Origin of the sequence: Pelobacter seleniigenes DSM 18267 (assembly GCF_000711225.1) — a bacterium.
GTDB classification, from domain to species: Bacteria; Desulfobacterota; Desulfuromonadia; order Desulfuromonadales; family Geopsychrobacteraceae; genus Seleniibacterium; species Seleniibacterium seleniigenes.
The window spans coordinates 273,224-285,459 of the sequence record NZ_JOMG01000005.1 but is presented as its reverse complement, the minus strand read 5'-3'; the positions used below and the strand labels follow the sequence as shown (position 1 = coordinate 285,459).

The following is a 12,236-nucleotide window of genomic DNA, read 5'->3' as shown; positions in this document are numbered from 1 at the left end:
GCGTTACTCCTCCCCTTCCCCGTAGGCTCTAATCTTCTTCAACAGATGCAGGCAGGCCTGAGCGATCAAAAGAATGAACACCAGTAGAATGAAAATTTTAGTGATTGTCGGCCAGACGCTGTTCATCGCCGATCCCGACCGCTGCATGTAAAAGGTCCCGGCCGGGGTTATCAGAGCCCGCGAGGTCATGTAGTACATGGCATAGGCCCCACCAACGGAAAAAACCAGCACCAGGAAGTCGACAAAGATAGCGATCCGCTTTTGCCATTTTTTCGGGAACAGGTCCCTGACCAGGGTCACGGAAATGTGGCTATCGTTACTGAAGCAGTAGATACCGCCATAGGCCATGGCCATGCCGACAATAGCGGTGGTGGTCTCATGCACCCAGACGGTCGGAGAGTTAAAGAAATACCGCATGATGACTTCGTAAAAACTGATCAGAACGGCAATAACGTACAGCCAGGTGACGATATCGCCAAGCTTCACAATCCAGCGATCCAGAGCGGTGTCGCACTCATTCACCAAGAATTCTTCTTCGTGATCACTCATAATCAATCCCGCATTTCATAGATAAGGCTATGGTTCGAAAGGGCCCCTGAATCAGGAGCCCTTTCCAGTCAGACAAGCAGCTTATTACTTTTTGGAATCCCAGTAGGCAGCAACAGCATCAGCCCACTCTTTAGCGATCGGGGAATTGGACCATTTCGGCCATTGAGTTTTAGCGATTTCACGGAATTTGGCGACTTCTTCCGGCGGCCAGGAGATAACTTCGATCCCTTTGGCTTTGGCTTCCTTGACGGCAGCCTTGTCCAGTTTGGCATGCTCTTCAACCATGTAAGTGGCAAAGCGGTCAACGGTGCTGCGCATCACTTGCTTCAGGTCATCGGGCAGGGAGTTCCAGGTATCCAGGTTCATGGTCACCTGCATGGTCGGCATGGAGTGGAAACCCGGGTAAATGGGGAACCGGGCGATATCATTCATACCCTGAGCCTGGTTAGTGGCGAAAACGGTGTAGTCGGAAGCATCAATAACGCCTTTTTCAAGGGACGTGTAAACTTCGGAACCGGGCAGGTTGACCGGGGTGGCTCCGACAGCGGTAAAGACGTTGTTGACCATCCCTTGCGGAGCACGCAGCTTGACCCCTTTAAGATCTTCCACTTTGCGAATTGGAATCTTGGAGACGAAGGCCTCAACGCCGGTACAGGCCACGCCAAGCAGTTTAACATTGTACTGGTTGAGCAGTTTGTCGAAAATCTGGAAGCCGCCGCCGTTTTTCATCATGTCGAAAAGTTGGCTCGGATCACTCCAGGCACCAACCATGTTACCGATCAATGAAAACGCAGGGTCTTTACCTGCGAAATAGGAGGGGTCGGTAAAATCACCCTGGATGATGTTGGCGCCAACAGCATCAAGAGTCTCGGTGTATTTAACAACAGCATCAGCAGGAAGAACCTGAACCTGGATACGACCGTTGGAGTCTTCGGCGACCCAGCCGGCCCAGGTTTGAAGAAAGCGATAGACATCATCGCCGGCAGCGCCGGAAGTCTGGAACGTCCAATTGTAATCCGCTGCGAAGGACGTCCCGGCAAACATCGCCACCATTGCCAATATTGCCAAAACCTTTTGCCCAATCTTCATACTTCGCTCCTTCTCTGTTAGAAATTAGCCCCCGTCATGGGAGCGCTTCAGGGAAACTACCAATCCTATTGACAGCATTACCTTCCAACATAATGAGTCCGGTGGTCTGGAGTCCAAGGTCCGTGATTGTATTGTTCAAAACTTTCGCCATGCTCAGATAGGCGGCTTCTGAATGTCTGTTTTCAATCGCCTCCAGCACTTTATTGTGGCACTCCAAACTTTTAAATACGTCGAGAGTCGCCTTGTTTGACAGGTAGATCGTATGATGCAGGGCCGCGCGAATGGCGCCGCCGAACTGGGAAACAAACAGATTCCCGCTGGCCTTCATGATGGCCTTGTGAAAGGCGATATCCGCCTCGGTATCAAGGATGGCACGCGGATCAGATTCTTTTTTGAGACCGTCGCTCATTTGCTGATAATGAGCCCTGATCTGCTGCAGATCGACATCGTTGGCCCGAACCGCTGCCAAGGCAGCGGCCTGCGGTTCAATAATCAGGCGCAGTTCCAAAAGGGACAATAAAAAGCGACTCTGGGTTAAAGCTCCGCAACTCCAGTCCAAAACTTCCTTATCAAGCAGGTTCCAGGAATGAATACTGCGAATTCGCGTCCCAACATTTGTTTTACGTTCAATAAATCCTTTACTCTCAAGGGTTTTAAGAACATCCCTAACCATAGTTCGACTGACGCCGAAATGTGACGATAACGCCATTTCCGTCGGCATGATCTCATCGGTCCGCAACCGCCCCTCAATGATCAGTCGAGCCAGGTGCTCAAGGATATTTTTTTTGCTTACCAGGACTTCGGACGGTAAATCAAACATTTCACGCTCCTTTGACCAACATATCCGGTCAATTTGTATGACAAATTAACTTTGTTTGTTTGTAAGGTCAATAAAAAAGTTAAAAATATGTTTTATTTAAAATTAAAATTGATTCAGCACGTAGTTCCGTTTCTAAGACAACATCACTAAAGCCCTCCAAATAATTGATATAACAACTTTATTCATACTGTCGACCTTTTCTAAACGGTCAAACATGGTCACATTATCTACAGATAAATAACAAAATAAGTAATAGTTAAATAAGTTGAAACTCCCCATAATGATATGGCTGCCAAAACAGAAACGCGCTGCATAGAAGCAGCAGAATATTGATTATTTCACGAATGAAGATAGGAAATTTCGATGACCGACTATAATAAAATTTATCTACGGAGAAAAGGGAAAGAACCGGCCTGAGCAGCGGCTCCTGTGCCAGAGGCAGGATCGACAGCTGTCACGTAATGGCATGACGCCCCTGACCGAACCAAAAGGTTCCGGTCAGGGGCGCAAGAGCGACTTATCCTGCCGGCAGGAAGTCGATGGGATAAAGGATTGTCACCTGTGGGACCCCTTCTTTGGGGCCGAAATTAAATCGTTTGATGCGTTCGACAACTTTCTCGACCAACTCCTGTGAAGCCAGATCCGTCGACTCGACTTTGCACAAGGAGACCGATCCATCCGGCTCAATGACCAGCTTGATCAGCAGCTTGCCACGCAAGGTCGGATCTTTGCGCAGTTCCTTATTGTAAATCCGATAAAGGGTGGCCTTATAGCGATCGAAGACGATTTGGATCTCTTCGTCGGTCCGGGCCGGGCCGATACCGTCGCTCAACGGCCGCCCTGCTTCCGCGGTCAAACCGGACACACTGCTGGCAACTTTCGCGGTGCCGACCTCGCCGATCTGTCCAGCCCGGCCGTAACCGCTCCCCCCGCCGCTACCGCCATTGCCGAGGTTACGGCTCACTCCAAAGTTGCTGATCCCCTGCCCGCTCCCCCCCTTGGCCTGGGTCGCGACCAGGGCGCGCTGTACCCGGGCCTGACCGGGAATCTTACGATCGACATTTTTAACTTTGGCCTCCGCGCCAAGTTTGGCAACCGGAACCTCATCCATCAAATCGGAAAAACTGCTCTTGAAAGCCAGCACACCGATATTTTCCGTCTTCTTGCGGGCTCCTTTGGGGGCACCACTACCAGGGGCGACCTGTTCTTTCGCCTTAACCGGCTTTTTCTCTGCCACGGTTTCGGTTTTCTTCTCTGTAGGTTTAGCCTCTTTCTTCTCCGGTTCGATTTTTTCCGGCTCCTGCTTTTCAATCTGGGCAGGCGGTGGTGGTGGCACGTCCTCTTTGAGCAGCATGGCCAAGCGCTCCGGCACCTCAACCACAAGGTTGGCCCGATCCGGGATCGGCACACTAATCAGGGGGATAATCCCGCCAAACAGCAGGCATAACAACAAAGAGATCAACACCGCCCGTCGGAAACGATTCTCACTCTCCTCATGGGTCATCCAGGGCATGATCGCGGGGCGAAACGGCAGCGGCACAAATTCCCGTTCAACCAAAAATTCTTCCTGACGCCGTTCTTCCCGCAAGCGCGCCTGATTCGCCTCTTCAAACAGGTAGTCAAGGACGCTGAGATGCTGTTCAACCTGGGCCTGGAGTGATTTTTTCCGTTCTTCCAGCTCGCAGGTTTGTTCTGCAACCCCGGCAATCCGCTCTCTGATCCGGGCACAGTGGGCCTGGCCATCAACCGGCTGCGGCAGCCCTTCCCAGAACAGCTCGCCGGCCCCAATGGCAGCCAGGCGCTCCAGCGCGGCACAGGCCTCGTTTAGCAACTCTGTCTGCTGATGCTCTACCGCATAGGCGCCCAGTTCGTCATCAACCGCCCGCAACTCATCCTCAAGCAGAATCACCTGTTCCTGCAGCGGCTCGATCTGCGCGTTTAAACTTTCCATTTCCTCTGAAAATTCTGACGTATCCACGGAATTCCCAATTAGGTTTGCGAAGCTTTCTGGATAACGGCAAGAGAGATTCTCCCGTACCCAGAAGCCGTGCAGGTTGACATAACTTTCTTCAACACCCGAAACGGAATGCTCTTATCCGCCAGGATGGTCACTTCCTTGTTTTCCACCATTTCGCGGGTGCTGACCCCGATGATGTTCCGTTCCAGCTGATTGAGCCGTTCAGTGATTTCCGGAATGGCATCGGATTTCAGACTCAACAGATCTGCAGTGGTGATGGCCGGTTCGCCCTGCACCAGAATGGTCTCCGGGCCAACCAGAATGACCACGGTCTCGCGCGGCTTCGTTTCAACCACCGAATCCGGCAGTTTGATCTGCTTTGGCGTGGAAAGGATCTCACTCGATGAAGAATTGGCGAGCAGAAAAAACACCAGAATGGTGAACACATCCATCAGCGAGGTCAGATTCAGGCCAGTCACCTTCTTCCTGTTGCGCTCCATGCGTCTTATGCGGCGGCTCTCTCTCATGGCGCGTCTCCGATGGAAATGAGGGGGAACAGCTGCAGCTTCTGTACCTCTGCCCCCTCCTCGGCTGGCACTTCGACTTCGCGAACCCGGTCCATGACCTGGATCAAGGTGTCATATTCAATATCCGGTTCCATCAGCACGGTGGCATCGTCCTTCTGCGGGTAATCGTCCTTCAGGCGGATCAGCATCTGCGACAGTTTGTCGAAATCATACTGCTCATCGACTTTGGGCAGCGCGGCCACCACTTGTGCGCCGTTGGATAGTTCCAGGCCGGCTTTGCGGACCACCACTTCAATCGTGAAGTTGGGTTTTAAGGTGCCACTGCCACCGGCCCCGGTCGGCACACTGAGTTCAAGGATGGTGACCCGGGAAAATACGGCACTGATCAGCAGGAACGGGACCAGAACCACCATCAGGTTCAGGAACGTCGTGATATCGAGTTCAGGATTTTCCCTGAAGCCCCGACGCCTTCGATATTGTTGGCGGCGACTCATAGGTCAGCCCAACGGATTCTGGCGTTTACTGAAGGTCGAAATGCTGTTCAGGGCCTTCACCGAAGCCATCTCCAGACTATCGACGATCTGCCCGGTGGTCGACGTCAGCTTGGCGTGGATCAGCAACAACGGAATCGCGGCCATCAATCCAAAAGCCGTGGTATTCATGGCCACCGAGATACTGGCAGAAAGCAGGTCGGCCTTTTCCGCTGGATTGGCATTGGCCACCGCGGTAAAGGCTTCGATCAGCCCCATGATGGTTCCCAACAAGCCCAGCAAGGTGGCGATATTGGAAAGCAGGCCGACATAGGGGGTGCGCTTTTCCAACTGGGGAATGATCTCCATCATGCTTTCTTCCATGGCAATTTCGATATCTTCGCGGCGCCGCACCGCGCCTTGCCGGGCCAAGCCCATGGAGAGCATTTGGGCGATGGTCGACTTGTCCTTGTCGACCATGGAGCGGACGGTATCAAAGTCGCCTTTGGCCAGCACCGGGTGCAGCTTGTTCCAGACCTTGCGGTTTTCGCTGCGGGTCCTGCTCAACTGAATCCAACGTTCCACGGCAATGGCCATGCCGACGCCGAAAACCAGCAGGATCGGATACATGAACAAACCGCCTTTTTGAAAAAAGCCCACCATCGAATAAATAGTTTCCATTTTGTTTAACCTCCAGGTGTTGTTTCTGTTCTGACTTCGTAGAAGTCCAATTGTCTTTTAAATACGTCGCGGTCCACAGGTACGGCTCGTTCATCGAGCAGCATATCCAGACCGGTCTCGATACCGATTTCAGAGCTTTTCCAGGGGACGATATAGAGGGATTTCGGGGCTTCGTCATTGCCGACGATGGACATCCCGCTCAGTTCCTTGGCTTTGCCCGGATCATTGGCCAGCGCCTTGTCGTCTCCTGCGGCCCAGAGTTCCGTTGCCGCGGCCAGGGCGATGACCGCCAGACTCAGCAAAAACAGGTATTTCATTGCACCTCCGTTGCGGTTTCATCAGGAATTCCCAGGCGCATGCGCAGTTCCGTCGCCCAGAGTCTGATGTCATCAGCCACCGGATCGATCTGCAGATATTGTTCAAATTGGTGCAGAGCGCAGGATGGATCATTCTGATAGAGATCACACAAAATCCCCAGATTTCGATACAGGGGCAGGTATTCCGGATATGCGGCCAGGGCCTGATCGTAGATCGCCCTGGCCTCGGCAAAGCGCCCCTGCGCCCGCAACAACAGCGCGTATTCATTGCTCGCCTGGGGATGTCCCGGGATGATGGCCAGGGCCTTTTGCAGATTCTCTTCCGCCTGCTGCGGGGAGTCGAGTTTGCGATAAGCCCGGGCAATGGCGATATAGGACGCGGAGAGGTCGGGTTCTACTTCAATCACCTGCTTCAGCAGAGTCACCGCCTGCGCATACTGGCCATCCTGAATTGCCGCCACCCCTTCAGCAAACAGGTTTGCGGTAGCTTCGGGCAGGTCGCTGGTTTCACGGATTTCAAAGCCGCTGCGGCCGCCGTCATAGTGGGTGACCTGCGGAAACGACTCCGCTACCGGCGGTGCAGGGTTTTGTTGAACTGTTTCCTCGAACTGGGGCGGCAGACAAGCCGCAAGCAGCAGGAGCAATGCCAATGAGGATAATCTGCTAAGCAATATTTTCATTTTGGGACCTCCGTTACTTGTCCACTCTGTCGATCTGTCGGGTTCGTTCCTTCAGTCGGCGCTGGTTCTGTATCGACCGATGGCGTACCCTGCTCTATCGCCGCCTGCGGTGGGGTCATAGTTGGTTCGGCTGCGGCCGGTTCTTCAACCTTCGGCGCCGCGAACGGTTCCTCGCCAGCGGCCGGGGCAACCGTCTGGGCGGCATCCGCAAGCGGGCTGTTTTCCGGGTTGGGCGCCGGGGTGACGATGGCCGGCAAGGGCCGCTCTGTTTCAAAAGCGAAGCGTTCCAAACTGGTCGGCAGAGGACCTTCATCTTCCGCTTTGTCGTAGCGGGCCGGCAGCAGCGTGGCCAACCGAGCCAAACTCTTTTCAATCCAGGAGTTATAGACCCCCAGGGCGATCAGTTCGAGGTTGCTTTGGTGAACCTGAATGGCGCGTTCCTCAAAGGGGTAAGCCTGTTCTTCAAGGGCCAGTTCGTAATCCTCCAGCTCCAGAGCGCTCAGCCCTTCTGGGCGTTCGGAGGTCAGCAGCGCCTTGTTGAAGTCCCCGTAAATTTCCGCCAGGTAATAGGTTGCCGCGGCCGTCACCTCACCGACCTCATAGTCCATCAAGGCATTGAAGCTGCTGGTGGCGGCTTTCATGAGCACCTGTTTTTTCTTCAGGTTATTTTTGAACGGCTTGACCAGGCGGACCGCCTTGAACTCGGCAAATTTGACTTCAGCCAGTACCAGGGCAGCATTTCCGGCCAGAAACCGGGTTCGATCAGTTCGCTGCTCACTGGCTTTGGCATCCAGGGCGACGATAACCGTCAGCTCCTGGAGATAATCCTGGCGTTGTTGCCGATCCTTATAGACTTCGGCGATTTTGTGATGCATTTCCAGATTGACGGCAAAGGGCTCGGGAAAATAGCCGACATAACGCAAATACACCTGCAGGGCCCGCTCGATCTCCTTGCTCTGCTCGTACAGCTCCGCCGCGGTGAGCAGCGCGTCCTGGCGAATGGCGGTATCGTCCGACTCGGTTTCAATCCGTTCATACTCCTCCGCAGCCAGGAACAGTTTGCCATCTTGCTGGTAGACATAGGCCATCTTCTTGGTCACTTCCGGCTGCAACTCATGCTCGGGGAAATCGCTCCGGAATCTTTGCAGAATCTGGGCGGCCCGGGTCCAGTCCTCGCTCAGGATCAACGCGGCTGCGCCGTCATATTCAGCTGTCGGTCTGATTTTTGAGGTCGGGGCCAAAATGCCAACACGCAGGAAATGTTCAGCAGCGGCAGGGTTATCGCCACCGGCGCGGGCCTGTTCCCCCTGCTTGTAGATGGCGGCGGCCAGGTTATCGACCAGAGAAGCGCGGCTGGAATCGGCCTCGGGCAGCAGCTGCAGCACCTCCAGATAAGCGCTTTCCGCAGCGGCATATTCGGTCAGTTCATAGGACGAATGGGCAACCACCAGCCAGGCAGAACGGCGCACCTCGGGCGCGGCTGCCGGGAACATGTCGAGCAGTTCGCGACCAGCTGCCTGAGCCCGTTCGAACTCCTGCAGGCTGTACAGGTCATCCAGTGCGGCAACCATGACCACGGCAGCTTTGTCATGATCCGGGAAGGTTTCGGCAAAGGTCAGCGAGGAACGGACAATTTCGTATTGCAGCTCTTCATCCGCTTCTTTCAACCCCTCCTGATGCCGCCGATAGGCGTAAACCGCAGCGTACCCCGCGCTGGCAGCCTGCTCGTGGGGACCATAGCCATACGCGGTCTTTTCATATTCCACGGCCGCGACCAGGAACGATTTGTTTTCCAGCAGCAGATCGGCCAGCTGATAGTTGATTCCCGGCGCTTCCGGCGCAGTCGCAAAAGAACTCAGGAAATCACGATACCAGTGCAGGGCTTCGGCCAGGTGGTGCGGCTTTTCCTCGGCCTTTTCGGTCTGCTGATAAAGGGCGTGATAATGATGCGCCAGGTCGGTGAGGTTTTCCTTCAGGTAGGCGATAACCTCGGGCCGTTCGTCGACAACGAAGTGCTCCCAGTATGGAGCGCTCAGGCCGTAATTGCTGGCATAGGCCTTTTTGGCGGCCAGCACCAGGCTGGGGAAACCGCCGGCGGTATTGATTTCGATAATCCGTTTGTGGAACAACGGCGCATCGAAATGGAACGGATGACGCTCCAGATAAGCGGTATAGGCTTCAACCGCATCGCTGTAGCGCCGCTTGGAAAAGTAATATTCGCCCAGGTTTCGGTAAATGCGGTTTTCATACTCGCGCTGACCGTATTGAGAAAAATAGTCGACGACAGAACTCGCCCCGCCCAGGTAGGAAAAACTCAGACTGATTACGCGGAAGGTATCTTCAATCCGTTTGCGCTGCGGTTCATCTTCGGTCTGATCGAAATCGTAGCCGTTGGCCAGGTTGAAATCGAGCACGCCGATAAAACGCTGCAGCGCATCTTCATAGAGTTCCTGTTTGTAATAGGTCCAGCCCAGCTTGTACAGGGCCAGGGGATAATAAGAGGAACCAGGCCCGATCTTGACGATATCGGTATAAGCCTCTTCCGCGTTGAGAAACTGGCGATGGGCAAAGAAGAACTCCGCCCGGCGGAACTGAACTTCGTCAAGATAGCGCGAATCCGGATAAGTTTTGACCAGATCCGCCATGACCGTCATCGCCTCTTCGATCCGCCCCAACTCCTCATAGGCGCGGGACATCTGGTAGAGGACCTGATCGTTTCGCTCATAAAGGGGGTATTTTTCAAGCAGCTGACGATACAGCTCGATCGCTTCGAGAGGTCCGGCACGTTCCAGGTCCTCAAGGGCGCGTTCGCTGACATTATCGGTCGCGGCAGCCGGTTTCGGCGGATTCAAACGGGTTGCCCGCTCAGCAAAGGCGCCGTCCTCTTCCGTTGGCAACACGGCCGGGTTGGGCTCAACTGGGGTGCTGGCCGTCAGGTCCGGGCTTGCCCCGGGTTGCGGAGCGCTCATGTCCTCTGCTGCGGCAGGTTTGCCGTCCCGCGGGCCAAGATGGCCGTATTCCTGCTCGATCTTGAGATCGGCCAAACGACGGATCGCTTCCGGGGTCAGGGCCGAATCCTCGCCCTCGCGGAGAAATTGCTGATAGCCGGCCATAGCCTGTTCCAGCCCGTTGCTGATCTGATCGCTTTCAATGATCATATGGCGCTGACGCAGCTCGCCGATGGTCCCACGGTTTTTCGGAGTGGCGCAGGAACATAACCACAGGCTCAGCATAAAAATGGCAACAAATCTGCTCATTGCCCTGCTCCTTCCTGCCCCTGTTCAAGTGCAGCCCGATCATAACTGTCAGCCATGGCGAAGCGCGCCTTGATGCGGAACTCTTCGAGCCGTGCCAGCCGTTGTTGCAGTTCCTTGACCGCTTGTTCTTCCAGCTGATGCCCCTGCCGGGCGAGGAGTTTGTCCACTCGTTCCCGGGCGGCAACGATCCGGTTGCGTTGACTGAGAATTGTCTGTTGATACCCCTGATAACTCTGGGTGGCGGCCTGCCTGACTCGGACAAAAGCGGCATATTGCTGCTGCAAAGCAGCAACATCATTGTTCAGGGTTTCGAGGCGGGTATAGGTTGCGGTCAGGCGCTGGTCAAAATCGGTTTGGATCGTCCAGTCGAGCACCCCTTGCAGACGGTTGATACGTTCGAGCATAGCGGCAGGCAGCGGTTGGGCGGCTTCTTTGAGCTGCCGGGTCAGTTGGTTCAAGCGGTCTTTGTTGGTGCGTTCGGCGGCCGTCATCAGCAGCTCCGGGCGCGGCGCGACCAGCAATGACTGCAGCCGTTTTTCAATCTGCAGCCGTTGGTCAAGACGGACTCTCATCAGCGAATCAAGCTGGCGAAACCGCGCGTCGATCGCGGGAAGCAACGGTTCATAATAGCGGCGACGGGTGTCGATCAATTGTTCAAAAGCGGCCAGGTCGGTGGTCCAGCTGTCCAGCCGCAAACGCAGCTGATGCAGGTCAAGATAGTTGCGCAGCCCTTCCTGAAAATCGTTGGATGCCATCAGATCGACGAGATAAAAGGTTTCCGGCGCTTCCGGCAACGCGCGCAGCCGCACCAGCCAGTCGGCATCCTGCTGTAATTCGGGCCTGGTCAGAGCGTCCAGGAAATAGCCGTTACGAATGCTGGAGATCGATGCACTGAGCCGATCGATTTCCGTACTGAAAACCTCCAGGGCGTGTCCGTAAAGGAGTGCGGCGCGACTGTAGACTCCGAGTTTTCCATAAGCATAGGGCACGGCCAGGAGCGCTTCCTGGACCGCACTATCGGTTACATCACGCTTGGCCAGGATGCTCCAGGGGATCAGGGCTGCTTCGAAATGCTCCTGCCCGGCATCCGCCCAGCCGGAACTGAGCAACGCCCGATCCGAAAAAGGCCCGGTCAGTCGCACCCGGTCGAGAACATCTTTGGCCACAGCACGGTTCCCTTCGGCCAGCAGCTTTTCACCGAGCACCAGGTTCGTTTTATCGCGCATGGCCAGGGCCAGCCGCTCGCTGCTTTGCAACTGACCGGTTTGATCGAGCTGCTGCCAGGCGGCCTGTTCGTTACCAGTACCGAGCAGGGCAATGCCCAGATTATAGCCGGCAAAACCCTGCAATCCTTTTTCATTCTGCAGCCTGTTCAGCAACTCCACCGCCACATCGAAGCGGCCGTTGACCATGGCCACCTGGGCCCGCAGGAAAGCAAGGTCGGCCTGCAAGCGCTGGGGAACCTCACCGCGAATACGGTCCAGGGCTTGCTGGGCATTGACCGGCTGGGACTTCTGGAAATAAATCCGCGCCAGCCGGTAAAGGGCCTCGTTGCGAACCGGATCACTGACATTGCCGTTGATGACCGCATTGATGGCCCGACCTGCCCGTTGGTGCATGCGATAGGCCAGTTCGAAATCGCCGACCGCAAATTCCGCCAGCCCGATATGAGGATAGAGGGTATCAAGCTGCGGCTCATCGAGGTGATGGTATTGGGCCAGCTCGCCGTCGAGCCGGGCGATGGCCTCAAACCAGTCCTCCTGAAAAGCATAGTAAAGGACCTCGCCGAGATAGAGATCCTCCAGCTTTTCAGGGGCTGCTGTTGCCGCGGCCCGTGCCGGCGCCGCAATGAACAGAACAGCTATCAGGATGATGACGATCCGATCCAT

At 55.1% G+C, this 12,236-nt stretch carries 11 protein-coding genes; all 11 read right to left on the bottom strand.

The features are described 5' to 3' along the window. Nucleotides 1–3: 3 nt before the first annotated feature. The 11 genes from N909_RS0122550 to N909_RS0122500 all read right to left on the bottom strand — a co-directional run bounded on the left by N909_RS0122550 (nucleotide 4) and on the right by N909_RS0122500 (nucleotide 12,236). Nucleotides 4–549, bottom strand: a complete 546-nt coding sequence (locus N909_RS0122550) for a TRAP transporter small permease subunit (protein ID WP_051690064.1) — start codon at nucleotides 547–549, stop codon at nucleotides 4–6. Nucleotides 550–633: 84 nt separating this feature from the next. Then, nucleotides 634–1,638 carry a TRAP transporter substrate-binding protein DctP gene (gene dctP, locus N909_RS0122545; RefSeq protein ID WP_029918363.1) on the bottom strand — a complete coding sequence of 335 codons (1,005 nt, stop codon included), beginning with the start codon at nucleotides 1,636–1,638 and terminating at the stop codon, nucleotides 634–636. Between the two features lie 34 nt (nucleotides 1,639–1,672). Continuing rightward, nucleotides 1,673–2,458 (bottom strand): FadR/GntR family transcriptional regulator, encoded by a 786-nt coding sequence (locus N909_RS0122540; RefSeq protein WP_051690063.1) that lies wholly within the window; start codon nucleotides 2,456–2,458, stop codon nucleotides 1,673–1,675. 517 nt (nucleotides 2,459–2,975) lie between these two features. Further along, nucleotides 2,976–4,409, bottom strand: a complete 1,434-nt coding sequence (locus N909_RS0122535) for an AgmX/PglI C-terminal domain-containing protein (protein WP_051690062.1) — start codon at nucleotides 4,407–4,409, stop codon at nucleotides 2,976–2,978. Between the two features lie 38 nt (nucleotides 4,410–4,447). Further along, nucleotides 4,448–4,942, bottom strand: a complete 495-nt coding sequence (locus tag N909_RS0122530) for an ExbD/TolR family protein (RefSeq protein WP_029918360.1) — start codon at nucleotides 4,940–4,942, stop codon at nucleotides 4,448–4,450. Then, on the bottom strand, nucleotides 4,939–5,436 hold the full coding sequence (locus N909_RS0122525; protein ID WP_029918359.1) for an ExbD/TolR family protein: 498 nt from the start codon (nucleotides 5,434–5,436) through the stop codon (nucleotides 4,939–4,941). Before N909_RS0122525 ends, N909_RS0122530 begins: the two co-directional genes overlap by 4 nt. Before the next feature lie 3 nt (nucleotides 5,437–5,439). Next, the gene (locus tag N909_RS0122520; protein ID WP_029918358.1) at nucleotides 5,440–6,093 is read right to left on the bottom strand and encodes a MotA/TolQ/ExbB proton channel family protein; all 654 of its coding nucleotides are present in this window, start codon (nucleotides 6,091–6,093) and stop codon (nucleotides 5,440–5,442) included. A gap of 5 nt (nucleotides 6,094–6,098) precedes the next feature. Continuing rightward, the gene (locus N909_RS0122515; protein ID WP_029918357.1) at nucleotides 6,099–6,410 is read right to left on the bottom strand and encodes a hypothetical protein; all 312 of its coding nucleotides are present in this window, start codon (nucleotides 6,408–6,410) and stop codon (nucleotides 6,099–6,101) included. Further along, on the bottom strand, nucleotides 6,407–7,090 hold the full coding sequence (locus tag N909_RS0122510; RefSeq protein WP_051690061.1) for a tetratricopeptide repeat protein: 684 nt from the start codon (nucleotides 7,088–7,090) through the stop codon (nucleotides 6,407–6,409). The genes N909_RS0122515 and N909_RS0122510 overlap by 4 nt, the downstream gene beginning before the upstream one ends. Next, nucleotides 7,087–10,347 carry a tetratricopeptide repeat protein gene (locus N909_RS0122505; RefSeq protein WP_051690060.1) on the bottom strand — a complete coding sequence of 1,087 codons (3,261 nt, stop codon included), beginning with the start codon at nucleotides 10,345–10,347 and terminating at the stop codon, nucleotides 7,087–7,089. The genes N909_RS0122510 and N909_RS0122505 overlap by 4 nt, the downstream gene beginning before the upstream one ends. Next, nucleotides 10,344–12,236: a hypothetical protein gene (locus tag N909_RS0122500; protein WP_029918354.1), complete on the bottom strand. Its 1,893-nt coding sequence runs from the start codon at nucleotides 12,234–12,236 to the stop codon at nucleotides 10,344–10,346. The genes N909_RS0122505 and N909_RS0122500 overlap by 4 nt, the downstream gene beginning before the upstream one ends.

Bases quoted from the DNA above. Each gene is read 5' to 3' on its own strand.
- N909_RS0122535 (WP_051690062.1), bottom strand. From the start codon at position 4,409: ATGGAAAGTTTAAACGCGCAGATCGAGCCGCTGCAGGAACAGGTGATT.
- N909_RS0122520 (WP_029918358.1), bottom strand. From the start codon at position 6,093: ATGGAAACTATTTATTCGATGGTGGGCTTTTTTCAAAAAGGCGGTTTG.
- N909_RS0122525 (WP_029918359.1), bottom strand. From the start codon at position 5,436: ATGAGTCGCCGCCAACAATATCGAAGGCGTCGGGGCTTCAGGGAAAAT.
- N909_RS0122515 (WP_029918357.1), bottom strand. From the start codon at position 6,410: ATGAAATACCTGTTTTTGCTGAGTCTGGCGGTCATCGCCCTGGCCGCG.
- N909_RS0122530 (WP_029918360.1), bottom strand. From the start codon at position 4,942: ATGAGAGAGAGCCGCCGCATAAGACGCATGGAGCGCAACAGGAAGAAG.
- N909_RS0122510 (WP_051690061.1), bottom strand. From the start codon at position 7,090: ATGAAAATATTGCTTAGCAGATTATCCTCATTGGCATTGCTCCTGCTG.
- N909_RS0122500 (WP_029918354.1), bottom strand. From the start codon at position 12,236: ATGGATCGGATCGTCATCATCCTGATAGCTGTTCTGTTCATTGCGGCG.
- N909_RS0122550 (WP_051690064.1), bottom strand. From the start codon at position 549: ATGAGTGATCACGAAGAAGAATTCTTGGTGAATGAGTGCGACACCGCT.
- N909_RS0122505 (WP_051690060.1), bottom strand. From the start codon at position 10,347: ATGAGCAGATTTGTTGCCATTTTTATGCTGAGCCTGTGGTTATGTTCC.
- N909_RS0122540 (WP_051690063.1), bottom strand. From the start codon at position 2,458: ATGTTTGATTTACCGTCCGAAGTCCTGGTAAGCAAAAAAAATATCCTT.
- dctP (WP_029918363.1), bottom strand. From the start codon at position 1,638: ATGAAGATTGGGCAAAAGGTTTTGGCAATATTGGCAATGGTGGCGATG.